The 20316-nt window shown below is 61.1% G+C and carries 19 protein-coding genes; 16 read left to right on the forward strand and 3 right to left on the reverse strand.

The genetic code is table 11. The features are described from left to right. The first annotated feature begins 59 nt into the window (after nt 1-59). From PMI16_RS04815 to PMI16_RS04835, 5 genes are all read left to right on the forward strand, one after another. Nucleotides 60-1376, forward strand: a complete 1317-nt coding sequence (locus PMI16_RS04815; RefSeq protein WP_007876926.1) for an MFS transporter — start codon at nt 60-62, stop codon at nt 1374-1376. 31 nt (nt 1377-1407) lie between these two features. Then, nucleotides 1408-2760, forward strand: a complete 1353-nt coding sequence (gene hmgA / locus PMI16_RS04820; protein WP_007876928.1) for a homogentisate 1,2-dioxygenase — start codon at nt 1408-1410, stop codon at nt 2758-2760. After that, nucleotides 2757-4091, forward strand: coding sequence for a fumarylacetoacetase (gene fahA, locus PMI16_RS04825; RefSeq protein WP_007876930.1), 1335 nt, complete (start codon nt 2757-2759; stop codon nt 4089-4091). The genes hmgA and fahA overlap by 4 nt, the downstream gene beginning before the upstream one ends. 36 nt (nt 4092-4127) lie before the next feature. Then, nucleotides 4128-4778 (forward strand): maleylacetoacetate isomerase, encoded by a 651-nt coding sequence (maiA, locus tag PMI16_RS04830; protein WP_007876932.1) that lies wholly within the window; start codon nt 4128-4130, stop codon nt 4776-4778. 473 nt (nt 4779-5251) lie between these two features. After that, nucleotides 5252-7171, forward strand: a complete 1920-nt coding sequence (locus tag PMI16_RS04835) for a putative bifunctional diguanylate cyclase/phosphodiesterase (RefSeq protein WP_034379145.1) — start codon at nt 5252-5254, stop codon at nt 7169-7171. On the opposite strand, the gene PMI16_RS04840 is transcribed toward PMI16_RS04835, so the two are convergent. Next, on the reverse strand, nt 7168-7635 hold the full coding sequence (locus PMI16_RS04840) for a MaoC family dehydratase (protein ID WP_007876936.1): 468 nt from the start codon (nt 7633-7635) through the stop codon (nt 7168-7170). The genes PMI16_RS04835 and PMI16_RS04840 overlap by 4 nt on opposite strands. 91 nt (nt 7636-7726) lie before the next feature. Between PMI16_RS04840 and PMI16_RS04845 the strand changes: the two genes are divergently transcribed. The 3 genes from PMI16_RS04845 (at nt 7727) to PMI16_RS04855 (ending at nt 10310) form a co-directional block, all read left to right on the forward strand. Continuing rightward, nucleotides 7727-8323: a winged helix-turn-helix transcriptional regulator gene (locus PMI16_RS04845; protein ID WP_007876938.1), complete on the forward strand. Its 597-nt coding sequence runs from the start codon at nt 7727-7729 to the stop codon at nt 8321-8323. A 154-nt stretch (nt 8324-8477) separates the two neighbouring features. Further along, the gene (locus PMI16_RS04850; protein ID WP_007876940.1) at nt 8478-8912 is read left to right on the forward strand and encodes a MarR family winged helix-turn-helix transcriptional regulator; all 435 of its coding nucleotides are present in this window, start codon (nt 8478-8480) and stop codon (nt 8910-8912) included. 99 nt (nt 8913-9011) lie between these two features. After that, nucleotides 9012-10310, forward strand: coding sequence for an MFS transporter (locus tag PMI16_RS04855; protein WP_007876942.1), 1299 nt, complete (start codon nt 9012-9014; stop codon nt 10308-10310). Between the two features lie 81 nt (nt 10311-10391). Here PMI16_RS04855 and PMI16_RS04860 read toward each other — a convergent pair whose 3' ends face one another. Together PMI16_RS04860 and dkgB are read right to left on the reverse strand one after the other, a co-directional pair. Continuing rightward, nucleotides 10392-11417, reverse strand: a complete 1026-nt coding sequence (locus PMI16_RS04860; RefSeq protein ID WP_007876944.1) for an alpha/beta hydrolase — start codon at nt 11415-11417, stop codon at nt 10392-10394. 341 nt (nt 11418-11758) lie between these two features. Then, nucleotides 11759-12562, reverse strand: coding sequence for a 2,5-didehydrogluconate reductase DkgB (dkgB, locus tag PMI16_RS04865; RefSeq protein ID WP_007876946.1), 804 nt, complete (start codon nt 12560-12562; stop codon nt 11759-11761). 345 nt (nt 12563-12907) lie between these two features. Between dkgB and PMI16_RS04870 the strand changes: the two genes are divergently transcribed. From PMI16_RS04870 to ligK, 8 genes are all read left to right on the forward strand, one after another. Continuing rightward, a complete protein-coding gene (locus PMI16_RS04870) occupies nt 12908-13561 on the forward strand; it encodes a hydrolase (protein ID WP_007876948.1) in 654 nt (217 codons plus the stop codon). Between the two features lie 102 nt (nt 13562-13663). Continuing rightward, complete coding sequence (locus tag PMI16_RS04875) at nt 13664-15523, forward strand: amidohydrolase (RefSeq protein ID WP_007876950.1); 1860 nt, start codon at nt 13664-13666, stop codon at nt 15521-15523. Between the two features lie 10 nt (nt 15524-15533). After that, the gene (locus PMI16_RS04880) at nt 15534-15731 is read left to right on the forward strand and encodes a DUF1427 family protein (RefSeq protein WP_007876952.1); all 198 of its coding nucleotides are present in this window, start codon (nt 15534-15536) and stop codon (nt 15729-15731) included. Further along, complete coding sequence (locus tag PMI16_RS04885) at nt 15728-15895, forward strand: DUF1427 family protein (protein WP_007876954.1); 168 nt, start codon at nt 15728-15730, stop codon at nt 15893-15895. The genes PMI16_RS04880 and PMI16_RS04885 overlap by 4 nt, the downstream gene beginning before the upstream one ends. 285 nt (nt 15896-16180) lie before the next feature. Continuing rightward, a complete protein-coding gene (locus tag PMI16_RS04890; protein WP_007876956.1) occupies nt 16181-16936 on the forward strand; it encodes an IclR family transcriptional regulator in 756 nt (251 codons plus the stop codon). A 168-nt stretch (nt 16937-17104) separates the two neighbouring features. After that, complete coding sequence (locus PMI16_RS04895) at nt 17105-18259, forward strand: MFS transporter (protein ID WP_443134885.1); 1155 nt, start codon at nt 17105-17107, stop codon at nt 18257-18259. A gap of 34 nt (nt 18260-18293) precedes the next feature. Then, a complete protein-coding gene (locus PMI16_RS04900; RefSeq protein WP_007876966.1) occupies nt 18294-19319 on the forward strand; it encodes an amidohydrolase family protein in 1026 nt (341 codons plus the stop codon). Nucleotides 19320-19336: 17 nt separating this feature from the next. Further along, on the forward strand, nt 19337-20020 hold the full coding sequence (gene ligK / locus PMI16_RS04905; protein ID WP_034379269.1) for a 4-carboxy-4-hydroxy-2-oxoadipate aldolase/oxaloacetate decarboxylase: 684 nt from the start codon (nt 19337-19339) through the stop codon (nt 20018-20020). The last annotated feature ends 296 nt before the right edge of the window (nt 20021-20316 follow it).

Here is a 20316-nt window from a genome sequence, read left to right on the forward strand (position 1 = left end):
TCGACAAGTTGTCATGCCGGCAAGCCGCGTAAATCCACAACCAATCAGGAGGAGCACAGATGCAATCTGACGTGATCAATGTCGACCAGGTCGTCGAGCAGAGCCGTTTCGGCACGTTTCAATTCGGGCTGTTGCTGTTGTGCGGCCTGTGCCTGATCATCGACGGTTTCGATATCCAGGCCATGGGCTATGTCGCGCCGGCCATCATCGGCGACTGGCATGTCAACAAGGCCAGCCTCGGTCCGGTGTTCGGCGCGGGTCTGTTCGGCATGTTGCTCGGCTCGCTGGTGCTCACGCCCGTGGGCGACAAGTACGGGCGCCGTCCTGTCCTGATCGTTTCCACTTTCTTCTTTGCCATCTGCATGCTGCTGACCACGCGCGTGCAGAGCATCGACGAGTTGCTGGTGCTGCGCTTCATCACCGGCTTCGGCCTCGGCAGCATCATGCCCAATGCGATGGCGCTGGTCGGCGAGTTCAGTCCCAACAGCAAACGCGTGACGCGCATGATGCTGGTGTCGTGCGGATTCACGGTCGGCGCGGCGGTGGGCGGCTTCGTCAGTGCAGCGCTGATCCCGGCTTTCGGCTGGCGCTCGGTGTTTCTGGTCGGCGGCCTGATTCCGGCGGCGCTCGGCGTGGCGATGCTGCTCTGGTTGCCGGAATCGATACAGTTCCTGGTGCTGCGCAAACGGCCGATGTCGCAGGTCGCGCGCTGGCTCAACAAGGTACAGCCGGGTTTGCACGTCAATGACGCCAGCACCGTGGTGGTCAAGGAAACCAGGAACGACGGCATGCCGGTGGCGGAGCTGTTCCGCGATGGCCGCGCCGGCGTCACCGTGCTGCTGTGGCTGATCAGCTTCATGAATCTGATCAACCTGTATTTTTTGTCCAACTGGCTGCCGACGCTGATCAAGGATGCGGGTTATTCGACCGGCACCGCGGTGCTGATCGGTACTTCGCTGCAAGTCGGCGGCATCGTCGGCACGCTGACGCTGGGCTGGTTCATCAATCGCTTCGGTTTTACCAAAGTGCTGGGCAGCTGCTTCGTTGTCGCCTGCGTGTTCATTGCATTGATCGGCCATGTGGCGACGATGCCGGTGCTGCTGTTCGTCAGCGTGGTGGTGGCCGGTTTCTGCGTGGTGGGCGGTCAGCCGGCGGTCAATGCGCTGGCCGGGACTTTCTATCCGACCCAGTTGCGCTCGACCGGCATCGGCTGGGCGCTGGGTATCGGTCGCATCGGTTCGGTGCTGGGACCGGTGATCGGCGGCCAACTGATTGCCATGCAATGGGCCAACAGTTCCTTGTTCGTGGCGGCAGCCGTGCCGGCGATCATTTCGGCGCTGATGGTGGCGCGCCTGCATTGGTATCGGCCGCAGTAATTTTCAGATTTTGTTTTGAGAAGGGCTCATCATGAATACGCTTGCAGAATCTTCCCTCGCCAAAGCGGCCGTCAATACGGTGCGCTATCAGTCCGGCTTCGGCAACGAGTTTGCAACGGAGGCGTTGCCGGGCGCCTTGCCGGTCAATCAGAATTCGCCGCAGCAAGTTGCTTATGGTTTGTACGCCGAGCAGCTTTCCGGCACGGCCTTCACGGCGCCGCGCGGACACAACCGCCGCTCGTGGCTGTACCGGATTCGCCCGGCGGCGATGCATGAGCCGTTCGCGCGCATCGACAACGGCCTGGTCGCGCGCTTCGACGATGTCGAGACGCCGCCGGATCAGCTGCGCTGGGATCCTCATCCTATGCCCTTGCCTGCGGTGCCGACCGATTTCGTCGCGGGGCTGATCACCATGGCCGGCAACGGTTCGCCCGATGCGCAGACCGGTTGCGCGATTCATTTGTACGCCGCGAATCAGTCGATGACGGACAACTTTTTCTACTCGGCGGACGGCGAGCTGCTGATCGTGCCGCAGGCCGGTCGCCTGCAATTGTTGACCGAGCTGGGCGTGATCGATATCGAGCCGCAAGAGATCGCGGTGATTCCGCGCGGCGTGCGGTTTCAGGTGAAGCTGCCGGACGGCCAGGCGCAAGGCTATGTCTGCGAGAACTTCGGCGCGCTGTTGCGCTTGCCTGACCTCGGGCCGCTCGGTTCCAACGGCCTTGCCAATCCGCGCGACTTCCTCACGCCGCATGCCCGGTATGAAGACCGCGAGGGCGATTTTCGCCTGATTGCGAAATTCGGCGGCAACCTGTGGCAGGCGAAGATCGGCCACTCGCCGCTGGACGTGGTGGCATGGCACGGCAACTACGCGCCGTACAAATACGATCTGCGCCGTTTCAACACGATCGGTTCGATCAGCTACGACCATCCCGATCCGTCGATCTTCCTCGTGCTGCAGGCGCAGAGCGATACGCCGGGCGTGGATACGCTGGATTTCGTGATTTTCCCGCCGCGCTGGCTGGCGGCCGAACACACCTTCCGTCCACCCTGGTTCCATCGCAACGTGGCGAGCGAATTCATGGGATTGATCCACGGCGAGTACGACGCCAAGGCCGAGGGCTTTCGTCCCGGCGGCGCCAGCCTGCACAATTGCATGACCGGCCACGGCCCGGACGGCGCGACTTTCGAGAAGGCCAGCCGCAGCGATACCAGCAAGCCGGACAAGGTGGCCGATACCATGGCCTTCATGTTCGAGACGCGCAACATCATCAAGCCGACGCGCCACGCGCTGACCTCGCCGACGCTGCAAAAAAATTATTACCAGTGCTGGATGGATATCCGCAAGCACTTCAATCCACAACAACGCCCGGAGCAACAATGAGCATCTCTTTGAACGAAACCCACGACGTCGCGCTACGCAGCTGGGTTGCCTCGGCCAATCTTGCCGGCAGCGATTTCCCGATCCAGAATTTGCCGTACGGCGTATTCCGCAGCAAGAACAACGGTGAAGCATTTCGCGCCGGCGTCGCCATCGGCGACCGGATCCTCGATTTGCGTGCCGCCTTCGAAAGCGGCGCATTCGGCGGCTTCGGCGAAGTCGTGCACAAAGCCATCGTCGCGGCGACCGCGGGCAGCAATCTGAATCCCCTGATGGAACTCGACGCCGCGGCGTGGTCGGCCTTGCGCATGGCCTTGTCGACGCTGCTGCGCGAAGGCTCGGTGCATCAGTCACAGCTGGAATCCGCATTGGTGCGGCAAACCGAAGCAGAGCACGCCTTGCCGGCGCAGATCGGCGACTACACCGATTTCTATACCTCGATCCATCACGCGACGACGATCGGTAAATTGTTCCGCCCCGACAATCCCTTGCTGCCCAACTACAAATGGGTGCCGATCGGCTATCACGGCCGTTCGTCGTCGATCGCGGTGTCGGGCCAGCAGTTCCGCCGTCCGGTCGGGCAGACCAAGCCGCCGACTTCGGACACGCCGGTGTTCGGTCCGTGCAAGCGCCTCGATTATGAAATGGAAGTCGGCGTTTTCATGGGGCAGGGTAATGCCATCGGCGACGCCATCGGCATCGGCCAGGCCGAGTCGCATGTGTTCGGCCTGTGCCTGTTGAACGACTGGTCGGCGCGCGACGTGCAGGCGTGGGAATACCAGCCGCTCGGTCCTTTCCTGTCGAAGAATTTCGCCTCGACGATTTCACCGTGGGTCGTCACCATCGAAGCGCTGGCGCCGTACCGCTCCGCATGGACGCGCGACGCCGCCGATCCGCAGCCGATGGACTATCTGGATTGCGCCGACCTGCGCGACAGCGGCGCTTTCGACGTGCAACTGGAGGTGCTGTTGCAGACCAAGTCCATGCGCGCGGCAGGCATGGCGCCGCAGCGTCTGTCGCTGGGCAATTTCCGCGATGCCTACTGGACGGTTTCGCAACTGGTGGCGCATCACACCGTCGGCGGCTGCAACCTGCGCGCCGGCGATTTGCTGGGATCGGGCACCTTGTCTGGCCCGACGCCGGAGTCGGCCGGCTCGTTGCTGGAACTGACCGCCGGCGGCAAGCAAGCCATCAGCCTGGCCAGCGGCGAGACGCGCATCTTCATCGAAGACGGCGACACCGTCGTCATGCGCGGTTGGGCCGGGGGCGACGGTTTGCCGCGCATCGGCTTCGGCGAGGTGGCGGGCACGGTCTTGCCGGCGCGTTCGCTGTAGTCGTTCCCGTCGATCAATATTTTCAGGAGACAGCGCATGTCTATCCGTCTTTACAGTTACTTCCGCAGTTCGGCGTCGTATCGGGTGCGTATCGCCCTGCATCTGAAAGGCCAGTCCTACGACACCTTGCCGGTGCATTTGGTCAACAATGGCGGCGAGCAATTCGCGCCGGCCTTCAGCGCCATGAATCCGCAATCGCTGGTGCCGGTGATGGAAGAGGAAGGGCGGCACATCACGCAATCGCTGGCGATCCTGGAGTATCTGGAAGAACGCTTCCCGACGCCGGCGCTGCTGCCGTCCGGCCTGCTCGATCGCGCCCACGTGCGTGAAATCTCGCAGGCGATCGCCTGCGACATCCATCCGCTCAACAACCTGCGCGTGCTGCGCATGCTCAAGCAGGAGCTGGGCGTGAGCGACGAGGTCAAGCAGCAGTGGATACAACACTGGGTCAAGCTCGGTTTTGCCGCGCTGGAACAACAACTGGCAGCCAGTCCGCAGCGCGGGCGCTTCTGTTTCGGCGATACGCCGACGATGGCGGACTGTTGCCTGATTCCGCAGATCTTCAATGCGCGCCGTTTTGAGGTCGACATGACGCCTTATCCGACGCTGGCGGCCATCGACGAAGCCTGCTTTCAACTCAAGGCATTCCAGCTGGCCCAGCCGTCGGCGCAGCCAGACGCCGCCTAGGGCCTGTTTTGAACTTGTTCAGCCGGTAAGACCTTTCGGGCGGTCTTCCAGGCCGGGGTGCCCCAAAACCGGGCGTCGTTTTGGCTCGCCGAAAATTCTTGTTGGAAATTTGCCAAATATCTCCTCTATTCATGCGCCGGTCCCCCCGGAATTGCGGTTGCCCACAGTATTGCCGGTATAATTTTCCTCGCTAAGCTATTGAATCAAAATAACAAGACGCTTCGACAAGCGCTGTGGATAAAAGCAATGATGCAGGGGCCGAAGGGTTCAGTCCAAGGCGGCGCCTGCCAATAATGATCAAGTCTGACTCAGGGAAATACAGTTTCGCCGTTCATGGAGAGCAAGGAGTGCTGTCGTGCATCGCTGCGCCGCCGGCAGGCGCGATGTGATGCAAGGCAGATATCGTTTATGCTCGTCTTCTGTCGGCTGCGATGCTGTTTCCGGGGGTGGGTCTCTTCGCTGGGGTTCTTTTTATGCAAGTAGTCAGCCGACGTTATCGCTGGGCTATCTACGGTTTGCTGGTGGTCGTGATTGCCGCCGGCATCGCGCTGTTTTTTGCCATGGCGCGCACGGCCAACGATATTCGCGCCTCGACCACGCCGCTGTTGAAGGAAAACATTCCGACCTTGCGCCATCTGTCGGATTTTGAAAGCGCCTTGCTGCGCTATCAACTGGCGCTGAACAAATATTACGTCGCCTCGATCGGCCGTGATCGCTTCGATCACGTGGAAGCCGCTGCCGCCGAGCAGATGCGCGCCAATTTCGATTTCATCCGCCGCGACCTGCGGCAGACAGCCCAGATGTCGGCGCTGGTCAGTAACTATGACGCGGTGCTGGCGATGGGGCCGGCGCTGGAAAAACTGCTGCTGGCGCCCACCGTCAATCGCGATCAGGCGCGCGCGCTGCTCGGCGACCTCAACGTCAAGACCAATATGATTCGCGACCTGCTCGACCAGGCCAAGAAGGATGTCGAGGGATCGGTGTATCGCGTCGGCGAGATGGCCAACAGCGGCGTCGACCACATCTCGTGGCTGGTGCACGTCTATAGCGTGGGGATGTTGCTGGCGGCGCTGTTCATGCTGTATCACGTATGGGCGCGCTTCCGCTCGGAGAATGCGCTGGCCTTCGCCGCGGCGCACGATCCTTTGACCGGCCTGGCGCACCGCGGCTCGTTCGAGCGTCGCCTCAAGACCATGGAAGATCAGCCGCATACGGTGGTGCTGGGCATGATCGACCGTTTCGAACGCGTCGTCGGCGGCCTTGGCCATGCGTTCGGCGACCGCCTGATGCAGGAAATGGCGGGTCGTATCAAGCGCGCGGCGGAGCGCCACGGCGGCGAAGTGTTTCGTCTCAACGGCGCCAATGTCGCGATCCTCTACAAATCCAAGGGCGACCATCTGAATTTTCAGGAAGCCTTGTCGAGCCTGCAGGAATACATGCGCCAGCCGTTCGAGTTCGGCCAGCACGAGATTTTTTCCAGCATGAGCATGGGCGGCGCCGAATATCCGCGCGACGGCGCCGAGCCGGCGCACCTGCTGCAGAATGCCGATGCTGCCTTGCAGGCGGCGCGCGACGCCGGCGGCGATTGTTTCGTGCAGTATTCGAATGCGCTCAACACGCGCGCGCAAGAGCGTCTGGCGTTGGAGGCGCAGTTGCGCCACGCGATCGAACGCAATGAGCTGGAGTTGCATTTCCAGCCGCAACAAGGCTTGACCGACGACCGGCTGGTCGGTTTCGAGGCGCTGGTGCGCTGGCGTCGCAACGGCGAACTGATTTCGCCGGCCGACTTCATCCCGCTGGCGGAAGAGTCCGGCCTGATCGTGCCGATCGGCGACTGGGTGTTGGCGGAAGCCTGCCGCCAGGCCAAGATCTGGAGCCTGGAGACGCCGCGCAAGTTCGTCATCGCGGTCAATATTTCGCCGCGCCAGTTCCACCATCCATCCTTCCTGCGCCGCGTCACCGAGACGCTGAGCGAAAGCCAGATCGATCCATCCTTCATCGAGTTGGAAATCACCGAAGGCATCGTCATGCGCGACGTCGAACGCACCATCGAATTGCTGGAAGACTTGCGCAAGCGCGGCCTGACGCTGGCGATCGACGACTTCGGTACGGGTTATTCATCGCTGGCTTATCTCAAGCGTTTTTCCATCGACAAGCTCAAGATCGACCAGTCCTTCATCCGCCACCTGCGTCCCAACAGCGAAGACGCGGCGATCGTGCAGGCGGTCATCAACCTCGGCCACCATCTCGGCTTGTCGGTCATCGCCGAAGGCGTCGAAACCGCCAGCCAGCGCGAGTTGCTGCGCGCCTGGGGGTGTGACGAGATTCAGGGCTATTTCTATGGCCGGCCGTTGTCAGCCGACAAGGCTACTCAATTCATCTTCGAAAATTAATTCTGTGGGCGGCGTGGCACCAGCAGGTTGCCGGTCATGACCAGCACCGGTTCATCGTGTTGATTGAAGGTGGTGACGCGATGCTTGAGGAAACCCTGCTGCGGTTTCGACTGCGAGAATTTCAACTCCAGCACCTCGACTTCGACGCGCAGGACGTCGCCCGGACGGGTAGGGCGCGGCCAGCGGAATTCTTCAAAACCCGCGCCGATGACGCCGCCCTTGATCGGCAGCGTCTTCACCAGCAAGCGCATGGTGAGCGCCGCCGTATGCCAGCCGCTGGCGGCCAGCCCGCCGAAAAAACTCTGCGCCGCCGCCGCTTCATCCAGATGGAAAGGCTGCGGGTCGTAGCTGGCGGCAAAGGCCTTGATGTCGTCGGCACTCAGCGTTTCGGTGGCGGCAACCTTGAATTTCTGGCCGGCGGCAAAATCTTCCAGGCACATTGGCAGGTTGGACGTGATGGACATGGCAGTCTCCCTTGAGTTGTTCTATAATGTTAATTGCAAAATGATAGTGAGTAGTTCAATCGAATGATAGTCAGCTTGGTGGGACTTGTCCATGGAACGTAAAAGCTTTGGCAACATGCAATGCCCGGTCGCCCGCACGCTCGAACGCGTGGGTGAATGGTGGAGCATTCTGATCCTGCGCGATGCAATGCACGGGCTGACCCGTTTCGACCAGTTTCAGAAGAGCCTGGACATTGCGCCCAACATGCTCACGCGTCGCCTCAACTCGCTGGTGGAATCCGGCCTGCTGGAGCGCCGCCAGTACAGCGAACGGCCGCCGCGCCATGAATACGTGCTGACCGACCTGGGACGCGATTTCCGTTCCATTCTGGTCGCGCTCAACAGCTGGGGCAACAAGCATTTCGCGCCGGAAGGCCCGAGCGTGCTGCTGGTCGATTCGACTTCCGGCGAAGTGGCCGAACCGATCATGGTCGACCGCAAGAGCGGCAAGCCGTTGAGCTTGCCGGAGTTTGTTTTTGCTCCCGGCCCGCAAGCCAATGAAAGCATGATCCGGCGCATCAACTTTGCGCGCGAACGTGCTGCCGCAGCCAATGACGGCGCCGAGAATGCCGTCGGGCAAGCGGAGGCGATCGAGCCGGCGGCGCCCGTCAAGGCGCCGCGCAAGAAGGCAGCGAAGAAAAGCGCCTGAATTTCTGTTGCCGTTTCGTCTATCCATGGCGCCGTTGTTACGGCGCCATTTTTTTGAACTCGCATTCAAGTCGGCTTGACAGCCGTCATTTCTATCACTACTATGCACATACATCAATGCATATGCATTGATTTGTTTCGAAGGCAAATTGATCATGTTTAACCAGTGCACCTGTACCCGCTTGCGCAGGCTTACCCGCCGCATCACGTCGATTTATGACCGGCATTTGCTGCCGGACGGGCTGACCATCAGCCAGTACTCGCTGCTGAGCCGGGTGGGCAAGCACGGCGCCATCGCCAATCTTCGCCTGGCGGCGGAAATGGGGATGGATCGCAGCACCCTGAGCCGCAACATCAAGCCGCTGATGACGGCCGGATGGATCGCCACCGTCGATATGCCGCCGGACGAGCACGTCGACAAGCGGTCCTTCGGCTTGGCTTTGAGCGAGGCGGGCAAGATCAAGCTGGATGCCGCGCGTCCGAACTGGGCCAGCGCGCAGCAGGAGATCAACGGCTTGCTGGGTGAAGACATGCACGAGGCGCTGTCCGACATGATCGACAATGCCTACGACAGATTGCAGGAAGCCTGATCCGGCCGAGAGCCGGATTCAGATTGAGTCATTCGTTATGAGCACCATCAATGCGCCCATCGCATTGATGGTTTTTTATTCTTTTTTTAATCGACCGTCATGAATAAAATCACGCAAGCCATCGCCACGCGCACCTCGCACCGGTTCAGTTACGCCTGGGTCGTGGTCGCGGTCATCTTCCTCGTCCTGCTGACTTCGGCCGGCATCCGCGCCACGCCGTCGGTCATGATCCTGCCGCTGGAGCATGAGTTCGGCTGGAACCGTTCCACCATCTCGCTGGCGATTTCCTTCAACATCGCTCTGTACGGCCTGATCGGGCCGTTCGCGGCGGCGGCGATGCAGCGTTTCGGCATCCGTCCCGTGGTGATGGGCGCGCTGGTGCTGCTGTCGGTCGGCACCGCTTTGAGTACGCTGATGCAAATGCCGTGGCACATGGTCATGACCTGGGGCCTGCTGGTCGGCTCGGGCACAGGCGTGGCGGCCAACACGCTGGGTGCGACGATTGTCAGCCGTTGGTTCGAAATGCGCCGCGGTCTGGCCATGGGTTTGCTCACCGCCAGCGCGGCGACCGGCCAGATGGTGTTCCTGCCGCTGATGGCGTCGATGGTCGAGCATTATGGCTGGCGTTCGGTGGCTTTCCTGGTCGCCATCGTGGCTGCCGTGGCGGTGCCGCTGGTGGCGCTGTTCCTGCCGGAGCGTCCGTCCGACGTCGGCCTGCGCCGCTACGGCCAGGCCGCCGACGCGCCTGCCGATGCCGAGGTGAAGCAGCGCAATCCGCTGGCGATCGCCTTCGATGCGTTGCGCCAGGCGATGAAGGTGCGCGATTTCTGGCTGCTGTTTTTCAGTTTCTTCGTCTGCGGCATGAGCACCAACGGCTACATCGGCACGCAATTCATCGCCATGTGCAACGACTACGGCATTTCCGAAGTCGGCGGCGCCAGCATCCTGGCGGCGATGGGCATGCTCGACCTGGTCGGCACCACCTTGTCGGGCTGGCTGTCGGATCGCTTCAATCCGCGCGTGCTGCTGTTCTGGTATTACGGCCTGCGCGGCATTGCGCTGATCTTCCTGCCTTATGCATTCGGTCTGGACTACTTCGGCCTGACCGTGTTCGCGATCTTTTACGGACTCGACTGGATCGCCACCGTGCCGCCGACCGTGCGTCTGGCCAACGATGTGTTCGGCCGCCTGGCGGCGCCCATCGTGTTCGGTTGGATCGTCGCCGGTCACCAGCTGGGGGCGGCAACGGCAACCACGATCGCTGGTTTCCTGCGTGCCAGCCTCGGCAACTACACCTTGTCTTCGGTGATCATGGGCGTTGCCTGTCTGATCGGCGCGGTCATGGTGTTGCGCATCAAGGGTGAGCAGCACGGCAAGCCGGTGGCGGTCGCAGCGTAAGGTCGAGTAAGCTCGCAACAGCCGATAAAAACCGCCCGCGTTCTGAAAAGGAGCGGGCGGTTTTTTATTTCCTGGCCGTGACTATTTCGCCAGCGCCTTGCGCAGGCTGGCCGTCGCCAGATCGACAGCGCTCCTGGCTGCCGGGGTATCGCCCAGCGCATTGAGCATCACGAAGTCATGGATGGTGCCGAGATAGCGCACTTGCGTCACCGGCACGCCGGCCTTGGCCAGTTTGGCGGCGTAGGCTTCGCCTTCGTCGCGCAGCACGTCGTTTTCATCGGTGATGACCAGTGCCGGCGGCAAATCCTTCAACTGTTCCAGCGTCGCGTTCAGCGGTGCGATGTGCGGATCCTTGCGGTTGGCGCCGGCCGGCAGGTAGGCGTTCCAGAACCACTTCATCGCTTCCCTGGTCAGCCATGGGCCGTCGGCAAACTGTTTGTATGAAGCGTTTTCAAAATTGGTATCGGTCACCGGGTAGAACAGCACCTGATACTTGATCGCCGGACCCTTGCGTTCCTTCGCCAGCAGGCTTACGACGGCAGTCATGTTGCCGCCCACGCTGTCGCCGGCAATTGCCAGGCGGCTCGCATCGACGTTGAATTCGGCGGCGTGCTCGGCGACGTATTTGGTCGCGGCATAGTCTTGCTCGATGGCGATCGGGTAGCGCGCTTCCGGAGAGCGATCGTAATCGACGAACACCACGGCGACCTTGGCGCCGTCAACGATCTGGCGCACCAGGCGGTCATGCGTATTGACGTCGCCCATCACCCAGCCCGCGCCGTGGAAGTACATCACCACCGGCAGCGTTTCCTTGTTGCCTTGTGGGCGCAGGATGCGGATGCGTGTGCTGCCGGTCGGACCGACCGGGATCACGCGGTCTTCGATATCGGCGGCCGGCTTGGCGACCTTGCCTGCTTGTGCGCCGGACAGCAGGTTGCGGGCTTGTTCGGGCGTCAGCGTGTAGATCGGAGGACCGCCGGCGGCCGAGAGCACGTCAAGGAAACCCTGGGTTTGCGGTTCTACCGAAGCGGCAGTCGCGCTTTGCATGACGGAGGTTGCAGCCAGTGCAACGGCGCTGAGGGCGAGGAGTTGTTTGATCGATTTCATGATGTTTCCTTTCGGCGGTCGGGAGTAGTTTTTAAATCGGACAATTAAATTGTGTGCAATATATTTGAGGCTTTTGTATCTCAAATGCATGCGGCATGCGCCGTCCTCTTCGTGGAGCCGCCATATCGCTGGCGGCCGGTTCGTTGGGGTTGGTGCATGGATCGAATATTAAATTGCAAGCAATTTAAAAATAAAAATACGACACGCTCAATTTTTTGGAAGACGGGGAGGCGTAAAAACGCCGGTGCCGCAAAGACAGAACCTCGCCTGCATGGTCGATGCGGACGAGGTTTCGTGTCGTTTGCTTCCTCGCGTCACGGGGAGAAAACTCAGTGTTCAACTCAATCCCATTGCGGCGCGAAGTCGGGATTGGCAAGGCGGTCGTTGCGATCGAGCCTGCCGATGGCGTCCATCTCCGCATCCGACAGGAGGATGTCGCGTGCCGCCAGGTTGCTTTCCAGGTTGGCGCGTTTGGTCGATGAAGGGATGGTGGCAAAGCCTTGTTGCAGCGACCACGCCAGCGCGATCTGCGCCGGATTGGCCTGATGCGCCCCGGCGATTTCGACGATGACCGGGTCTGTCATCACCTTGCCATACGCCAATGGCATGTAGGCAGTCAGGTGGATGCCCTGGCTGCGTGCGAAATCCACGACCTTGCGGTTTTGCAGGAAAGGATGGATCTCGATCTGTTGCGTCGCGATTTCCCCGGTGCCGACGGCGTCGATGGCTTGCTTCAGATGCGCGATGGTGAAGTTCGACACGCCGATCAGTTTGGTCAGGCCCTGCGCCTTGGCTTCGGCCAGCGCTTCCATGTAGGTCGCGACGGCGATGCTGTCGTTGGGCGCCGGCCAGTGGATCAGCGTCAGGTCGACCCGGTCCATCTGCAGTTTGGCGAGGCTTTCCTTCAGGCTGGCGATGAGCTTGTCCTTGGACAGATTCTCGGTCCAGATCTTGGTGGTGACGAACAATTCCTGGCGCGCCACTTTGGCGGCAGCGATGGCCTTGCCGACGTCGGCTTCATTGCCGTAGATCTGCGCGGTGTCGATATGGCGGTAACCGAGTTCGAGGCCGTTGGTCACGGAATCGATGACTTGCCGGTCTTTCAGGCGGAAGGTGCCGAGGCCGAAAGCGGGAATGTTGTTCATGATTTTCCTTTGTAGAGATGAGGCGCGGGCAGGGGCCGGCGCAATGGCGGAGGCAGGGGACATGTTTGGGTAGGCCCCTGCATGGACTGAAGTATGCGGCCAAAGCGCTGTTGCAAAAATAGGGTGGAAAGCAAAACTTTATTGCCTCAAAAGCAAAGATGAGCATCCTGAGCGTTTTTAAATTAATTATCGAATATTTCGATAATTGATACTCAATCTTTCCGTTTTTCTTTCATTCCTTGTTCGCCCATACTTCGCTCCATGGTGAACGACACAGAGAAAGACGGACGCCAAACGAAGCACTCACCCTTATCGAATTAATCGCACATACTTCAGGAGAACATCATGGCAATCGCAAAAGCACAACCTGGCAAGGCACTGTTGAACCCAGTCAACCACACCCTGATCATGATCGACCATCAATCGCAAATGTCGTTTGCTACCCATTCGATCGATGCCGTCACCCTGCGCAACAACGTCGCACTGGTCGCCAAGGCCGCCAAGGAATTCAAGGTATCGACAATTTTGACAACCGTCGCCGAGAAATCCTTCTCCGGTCCGATGTTCGATGAAATCAAATCGGTGTTCCCGAACGAAGAAGTGATCGACCGCTCCAGCATGAACACGTGGGAAGACCCGCGCATCGCCGACCGCGTCAACGCCATCGGCAAGGACAAGATCGTGCTGGCCGGCCTGTGGACATCGGTGTGCATCGTCGGCCCGGCACTGTCGGCGCTGGATCAGGGCTTTGAGGTCTACGTGATCACCGACGCCAGCGGCGACGTCTCGAATGAAGCGCACCAACGCGCCATCGAACGCATGATCCAGCTGGGCGCACGTCCGATGACATCGCTGCAATATCTGCTCGAACTGCAACGCGACTGGGCGCGCACCGAGACTTACAATGAAACCGTCGCAACGGCCATCGCCAACGGCGGCGCATACGGCCTTGGTTTGATCTACGCAAAGACCATGTTCAACGCCTCGGAAGGTCATTAATCCTTAGTGAGTTTTGAAGCGGGATCCTGACTCCATCAATACCAGGATCCCGAAGTTGTAGAAATCCCTGATAAAACATCACCGACATCCCCAGGAGTGAACATGAGCGCCGACCTGATTCTGCTGAACGGAAATTTCCACACCATCGACAAAGAACAACCGCTGGCTTCCGCCGTGGCGATCAGGGACGGCAAGTTCCTCGCCGTCGGCGATGCCGAAGCCGCCATGCGCCATCGCGGCGCCAGGACGCAAGTGGTCGACCTCAACGGTCGCAGCGTCGTGCCTGGCCTCAACGATTCGCACATCCACCTGATCCGCGGCGGCCTGAACTACAACCTCGAACTGCGCTGGGAAGGCGTTCCCTCGCTGGCAGACGCATTGCGCATGTTGCGCGAACAGGCGCTGCGCACGCCGCATCCGCAATGGGTGCGGGTGGTCGGCGGTTGGACCGAATTCCAGTTTGCCGAACGCCGCATGCCGACGCTCGACGAAATCAATGCCGCTGCGCCCGACACGCCTGTTTTCATCCTGCACCTGTATGACCGCGCCTTGCTCAACCGCGCCGCCTTGCGCGCGGTCGGTTACACCAAGGACACGCCGAATCCGCCGGGCGGCGAAATCCAGCGCGATGCCAGCGGCAATCCGACCGGCATGCTGATCGCCCGTCCCAACGCCATGATCCTGTATGCGACGCTGGCCAAGGGGCCGTCGCTGCCGCTCGACCAGCAAGTCAATTCGACGCGCCAGTTCATGCGCGAACTCAATCGCCTCGGCGTCACCAGCGCCATCGACGCCGGCGGCGGTTTCCAGAATTATCCGGAAGACTACGCCATCATCGACCAGCTGGCGCGCGAGCAGCAGCTGACGATTCGCATCGCCTACAACCTGTTCACCCAGAATAAAGGAAAGGAGCTGGACGACTTCCAGCGCTGGACCGACATGATCACGCCGGGGCAGGGCGACGATTTCTTCCGCCACAACGGCGCCGGCGAGATGCTGGTGTTCTCGGCGGCCGACTTTGAAGACTTCCTCGAACCGCGTCCCGAACTGGCCGCCGGCATGGAAGACGAACTCGAAAAGGTGGTGCGCCATCTGGTGTCGAACCGCTGGCCGTTCCGCCTGCATGCGACCTATGACGAATCGATCAGCCGCATGCTCGACGTGTTCGAAAAAGTGAACCGCGAAATTCCCTTCAACGGTCTGCACTGGATGTTCGACCACGCCGAAACCATCTCGCCGCGCAATATCGAGCGCGTGCGCGAACTCGGCGGCGGTCTGGCGATCCAGCATCGCATGGCCTTCCAGGGCGAATACTTCGTCGACCGTTACGGCAAGGAAGCCGCCAAGGCGACACCGCCGGTGGCGCGCATGCTCGACATGGGCGTGCCCGTCGGCGCCGGCACCGACGCCACTCGCGTGGCCAGCTACAACCCGTGGACCGCGCTGTACTGGCTGGTGTCCGGCAAGACCGTCGGCGGCCTGCAATTGGCCGAGGCCGGTTTGCCGCGTGAAACCGCACTCGAATTGTGGACCGCCGGCAGCGCCTGGTTCTCCAGCGAGCAAGGCAAGAAGGGCCGCATCAAGGAAGGCCAGCTAGCCGACCTCGCCGTGCTGTCGACGGATTTCTTCAGCGTACCGGAAGAAGACATCAAGGCCATCGAATCGGTGATGACGGTGGTCGGCGGCAAGATCGTCTACGGCGCCGCCGAGTTCGATCCGCTGGCGCCGCCGCCGATCCCGGTCTTGCCTGACTGGTCGCCGGTGAAGACCGTGCCGGGCCACTATCGCCCGGTGGCAAAGTCTTCCGCCACTCAACAAAAACAATCCGTGATGCCGCATCAATGCGCGGGGGCCTGCAACGTGCACGCTCACTCGCACGACGTCGCCCGCCGCTCGTCGGTGCCCGCCTCGAATTTCTCGGGTTTCTGGGGCGCGCTCGGTTGCAGCTGCTTCGCTTTCTGAGGAGAGGGACATGACGTATTCCAAAGTGATCTGGGGACTCGTGCTCTCCTTCGTGGTCGGCTTCTGCTGCCATCTGGCGCAGATTCCCGTGCCTTCGCCGCCGGTGCTGAGCGGTGCGCTGCTGGTCTTTACGATGAGCAGCGGTTACTGGCTGGTGGATCGTTATCTGGCCGCCCGCGCCGCCAGGACCGAGCAGGTGCCGGCATGAGCGCGCTGGTCATCGGCGCCGTGCTGGGGGCGCTGGTCGGCGCGGTCTGCCGCTGGTTCGGTTTGCCGTCGCCGACGCCGCCGACGCCGGTCGGCGCGTCGCTGGTGGTGGCGATGACCCTGGGTTATGTAGTTGCCGGCTTCGTGCAGGCCGGTCATTTTTGATTTCGTTCGTGCCAAGGTACAAGTTGCTTTGCCTCTATTTGAGCATCGATTGCAAAACACCCGCAAATGCGGGTGTTTTTCTTTGCGAGTGTTTTTCTTTCGTGCTCAATGCCGCTGCTGACAGCGGATTGTTCCCATTATCTTCACCGACTTGCTTGAGGATCGGTAATTCGGCGCAAAGCCGTATCACGACCGCCGCCGGGGTTGCAGCATATTGCCGGTTTAGGTAAGCTTGTTCTATCAGATAAATCAGTGTTCTATCAGATAGAACTGGAGACAAGCAACATGGCAAGAACCCGTGAAACTGCGCAGCCGCCTCTCGGCATTGAACCCAGCGGAGTTGACGTGCTGGATCGCGCAGCGGCCATCCTCTTCGCTTTCAAGCGCGACGAAGTGCCTTTGACATTGACGGAAATATCAAATCGCACCGGCTTGTACAAAAGCACCGCACTGAGATTGCTGGGGGCGCTTTGCCATCACCGCCTGCTGATGCGCGTGGAGGACGGGCGATATTTGCTGGGCGCGGCCACGCTCAACCTGGCGGCGACCTACGAATCCACGCTGGACCTGGCCGATGTGTTGTTGCCGCTCATGCGCCAGCTTAACGAGAACTCCGGAGAGTCGGTGTCATTCCACGTGCGTGACGGCAACCAGCGCGTGTGTCTCTATCGCATCAGTTCCAGGCACGCGCTGCGGGCGGAGGTCCAACCCGGGGATGTGTTGCCACTGGATCGCGGCGCCAGCGGTCGAGTCCTGTCGGCCTTCTCGGGCGCCGACGGAGAACCCTACGAAACCGTGCGCATCACGCTCCACTACATGTCGATGGGGGAGCGCGACGCCGAGACGGCGGGAATCTCCGCACCGGTATTTGGCGCGGGCGGTTCCTTGGTCGGCGCCATCGGCCTGGTCGGCCCGGTGAGCCGCCTGAACGAAGCCGCTATGCATCGCTTCCGGCCACTATTGTTGAGCTATGCCGCGCAAGCCACCAACCAGCTCGGCGGCGATCCCAAGGCGCTACTGGCTGCCGCAACCAACGAATGAACGACACCGGCCTGCATTGATGCGCACCGGAAGGAAATGAAGCACCACTCAGCAAATTCAGATTGATTTAACAAGGAGATACGTCAAATGATTCCGTGGTACAAACAACTGACAAAACCTGAAAAACGGACCTTTTGGGCCTGTTTCAGCGGATGGGGACTGGACGCGATGGACACGCAGATGTATGCGCTGACCATCCCCACCCTGATCGCCTTGTGGGGCATGACCAAAGGTGAAGCCGGCATCCTCGGCACAGCGGTCCTCATCATGGCGGCGCTGGGAGGATGGGTCGCGGGCATCCTGTCCGATCGTTACGGACGGGTTCGAATTCTCCAGGTGACCATCGCATGGTTCTCTCTCTTCACCTTCCTCTCCGCATTCACAGATTCGTTCTGGCAGTTGCTGATCACGCGCAGCCTGCAGGGTATCGGGTTCGGCGGCGAATGGGCCGTGGGTGCGGTGCTGATCAGCGAGACCATTAATCCTCAGCTACGCGGCCGCGTCGTGGGCGCGTTGCAAGCGGGCTGGGCGATCGGCTACGGTATCGCGGTGCTGCTGACTACGCTGCTGTTCAACTATATGGAGCCGGACACGGCGTGGCGCGTGCTGTTCGCCATGGGTCTGTTGCCCGCGCTGCTGGTCCTGTGGATCCGCCGCAATATCGAGGAAGCGCCGGTGTATGCGCGTGAACGCGCCAAGGCGCAGGTCGAGAGGGTCAGCATCTGGGAAGTGTTCAGCGGCCCCAGCCGCGCCACCACCTTCAAGGCTATCCTGCTGACCTTCGGCATCTATGGCGGCAACTACGTCATGATCACCTGGTTGCCGGCCTACCTGAAGTTGGTTCTGAACCTGTCGATCAACAACGTCGGTGGCTACCTGGCGGTCAATATCCTCGGATCCTTTACCGGCGCATTCCTCAATGGCTGGATGGCGGATGCCTTCGGCCGCCGCAAGACCTTCATGATCATTGCCTGTCTGCAGGCGATTGCTGTCTGCATCTACACAATGGCGCCGATCAACCTGGCCGTTACGCTGGTACTCGGTTTTGTGCTCGGTACGTTGCAATCGGGTACGGCGGCCGGCACCGGCGCTTACCTGGCCGAACTGTTTCCGACCCGCATCCGAGGTGCTGCGCAAGGCCTGTGCGGCAACGCCGGTCGTGCCATCGGCGCCGTGATGCCGACGCTGGTCGGCGTGATCGGCGCCAAGACCGAACTGGGCCTCGCCATGGGCATCTGCGCCGGCATCGCCTACATGGTCGTCGTCGTGGCGGCACTGATGCTGCCCGAGACCCGCGGCCGCGACCTGTCCAAAGTCGAGTAAGCGCGACCAATACTTTCACTTCATAGGAAATGACATGATCATCGATTGCCACGGCCACTACACCACCGCACCAAAGGCGCTGGAAGAGTGGCGCAACCGGCAGATCGCCAACCTGAAGACTCCGGCGCTGGGCCCCAAGCCGTCCGAGCTGAAGATCAGCGACGACGAGCTGCGCGAGTCGATTGAAGGCAACCAGGTGCGCCTGATGGAGGAACGCGGCGCCGACCTGACCATCTTCTCGCCGCGCGCGTCCTTCATGGCGCACCACATCGGCGACCTGCACACCAGCCAGACTTGGGCGGCGATCTGCAATGAACTCTGCTATCGCGTCTCGCAGCTGTTCCCCGAGCACTTCATCGGCGCAGCCATGCTGCCGCAGTCGCCGGGTGCGGATATCCGCACCTCCATTGCCGAGCTGGAAAAGTGCGTGAAGGAGTACGGCTTCGTCGGCGTCAACCTGAATCCGGATCCTTCCGGCGGCCACTGGACGTCGCCGCCGCTGTCGGACAAGGCGTGGTATCCGCTGTACGAGAAGATGGTGGAGCTGGACGTGCCGGCCATGATCCATGTGAGCACCAGCTGCAACGCCTGCTTTCACACCACGGGAGCGCACTACCTGAATGCCGACACCACGGCCTTCATGCAATGCCTGACCTCGGACCTGTTCAAGGATTTCCCGACGCTGAAGTTCCTGATTCCGCACGGCGGCGGCGCGGTGCCTTACCACTGGGGGCGCTTCCGCGGGCTGGCGCAGGAGATGAAGAAGCCGCTGCTGAAGGACCACCTGCTGAACAACATCTTCTTCGACACCTGCGTCTACCATCAGCCAGGCATCGACCTGCTGACCAAGGTCATCCCGATCGAGAACGTGCTGTTCGCCTCCGAAATGATCGGCGCGGTACGCGGCATCGATCCGGAGACCGGCCATCACTACGACGACACCAAGCGTTACATCCAGGCCGCCGCGTTGACCGACGAAGAACGCGGCAAGATCTTCGAGGGCAACGCGCGCCGCGTATACCCGCGCCTGGATGCCGCATTGACAGCGAAAGGACGATAAGCATGAGCACACCCCTGATCAACCAACTGGGCGTCGTCAAACGTCACATCGAGCGTGCCGATGCCGTCGCCGTCGGCCACCTCGGCAAGCTCGGCGTGGCCACCGTACACGAGGCGCAGGGCCGCACCGGACTGCTGAAGCCCTATATGCGTCCGATCTGGCCCGGTGCGGCCGTGGCGGGCACTGCGGTCACCGTGCTGCTGCATCCTGGCGACAACTGGATGATGCATGTCGTGGCCGAGCAGATCCAGCCGGGCGACATCGTGGTCGCCGCGATCACGGCTGAATGCACCGACGGCTACTTTGGCGACCTGCTGGCGACCAGCTTCATGGCGCGCGGCGCGAAGGCGCTGATCATCGATGCAGGCGTGCGCGACGTGAAGGTCCTGAAGGCCATGGGTTTCCCGGTGTGGAGCCGCGCCATCAGCGCCAAGGGCACGATCAAGGCCACGCTGGGCTCGGTCAACGTGCCGGTCATCTGCGCGGGGGCGCTGGTCAATCCGGGCGACGCCATCGTGGCCGATGACGACGGCGTGGTGGTAGTGCCGGCCTCCGACGCCACGCGCGTGGCGCAGGCCGCGCAAAAGCGCGAAGACCTGGAAGGCGAGAAACGCGACAAGCTGGCCGCCGGCGTGCTGGGGCTGGATATGTATAACATGCGCGGTCCGCTGGAAGCGGCAGGGCTGAAATACATCGACTGAATCTCTTTTCTCAAGGGGCGGAGCATGCGATGCGCATTTGCCAGCGTCAGGTAAGGGCGTGATGCGAATGGAAACTTTGGCGCGAATGTCCGGTAATTATTGAATGTGAATTGTCGGTAGCCGCCATTCCGCGCAAATGTTTCCGGTCGTGTCAATGCCTGTCGGATCAATACCTGGATCCGGGCGTTGTGCAACCAACGCAAGGCCGGCGTCTTCACTTGGTACGTCGACGGCTTCTTCCCGATATTCGTTGCAGAACGTGTTTCGCAAAATATGCGGATGGAGACCGATCTCTT

The organism is Herbaspirillum sp. CF444 (assembly GCF_000282135.1).
Classification (GTDB): domain Bacteria; phylum Pseudomonadota; class Gammaproteobacteria; order Burkholderiales; family Burkholderiaceae_D; genus Herbaspirillum.

Bases quoted from the DNA above. Each gene is read 5' to 3' on its own strand.
- maiA (WP_007876932.1), top strand. From the start codon at position 4,128: ATGTCTATCCGTCTTTACAGTTACTTCCGCAGTTCGGCGTCGTATCGG.
- dkgB (WP_007876946.1), bottom strand. From the start codon at position 12,562: ATGAACAACATTCCCGCTTTCGGCCTCGGCACCTTCCGCCTGAAAGAC.
- PMI16_RS04845 (WP_007876938.1), top strand. From the start codon at position 7,727: ATGGAACGTAAAAGCTTTGGCAACATGCAATGCCCGGTCGCCCGCACG.
- PMI16_RS04890 (WP_007876956.1), top strand. From the start codon at position 16,181: ATGGCAAGAACCCGTGAAACTGCGCAGCCGCCTCTCGGCATTGAACCC.
- PMI16_RS04895 (WP_443134885.1), top strand. From the start codon at position 17,105: ATGGACACGCAGATGTATGCGCTGACCATCCCCACCCTGATCGCCTTG.
- PMI16_RS04835 (WP_034379145.1), top strand. From the start codon at position 5,252: ATGCAAGTAGTCAGCCGACGTTATCGCTGGGCTATCTACGGTTTGCTG.
- PMI16_RS04885 (WP_007876954.1), top strand. From the start codon at position 15,728: ATGAGCGCGCTGGTCATCGGCGCCGTGCTGGGGGCGCTGGTCGGCGCG.
- hmgA (WP_007876928.1), top strand. From the start codon at position 1,408: ATGAATACGCTTGCAGAATCTTCCCTCGCCAAAGCGGCCGTCAATACG.
- PMI16_RS04880 (WP_007876952.1), top strand. From the start codon at position 15,534: ATGACGTATTCCAAAGTGATCTGGGGACTCGTGCTCTCCTTCGTGGTC.
- PMI16_RS04860 (WP_007876944.1), bottom strand. From the start codon at position 11,417: ATGAAATCGATCAAACAACTCCTCGCCCTCAGCGCCGTTGCACTGGCT.
- PMI16_RS04900 (WP_007876966.1), top strand. From the start codon at position 18,294: ATGATCATCGATTGCCACGGCCACTACACCACCGCACCAAAGGCGCTG.
- PMI16_RS04855 (WP_007876942.1), top strand. From the start codon at position 9,012: ATGAATAAAATCACGCAAGCCATCGCCACGCGCACCTCGCACCGGTTC.
- PMI16_RS04870 (WP_007876948.1), top strand. From the start codon at position 12,908: ATGGCAATCGCAAAAGCACAACCTGGCAAGGCACTGTTGAACCCAGTC.
- PMI16_RS04840 (WP_007876936.1), bottom strand. From the start codon at position 7,635: ATGTCCATCACGTCCAACCTGCCAATGTGCCTGGAAGATTTTGCCGCC.
- PMI16_RS04875 (WP_007876950.1), top strand. From the start codon at position 13,664: ATGAGCGCCGACCTGATTCTGCTGAACGGAAATTTCCACACCATCGAC.
- PMI16_RS04850 (WP_007876940.1), top strand. From the start codon at position 8,478: ATGTTTAACCAGTGCACCTGTACCCGCTTGCGCAGGCTTACCCGCCGC.
- fahA (WP_007876930.1), top strand. From the start codon at position 2,757: ATGAGCATCTCTTTGAACGAAACCCACGACGTCGCGCTACGCAGCTGG.
- PMI16_RS04815 (WP_007876926.1), top strand. From the start codon at position 60: ATGCAATCTGACGTGATCAATGTCGACCAGGTCGTCGAGCAGAGCCGT.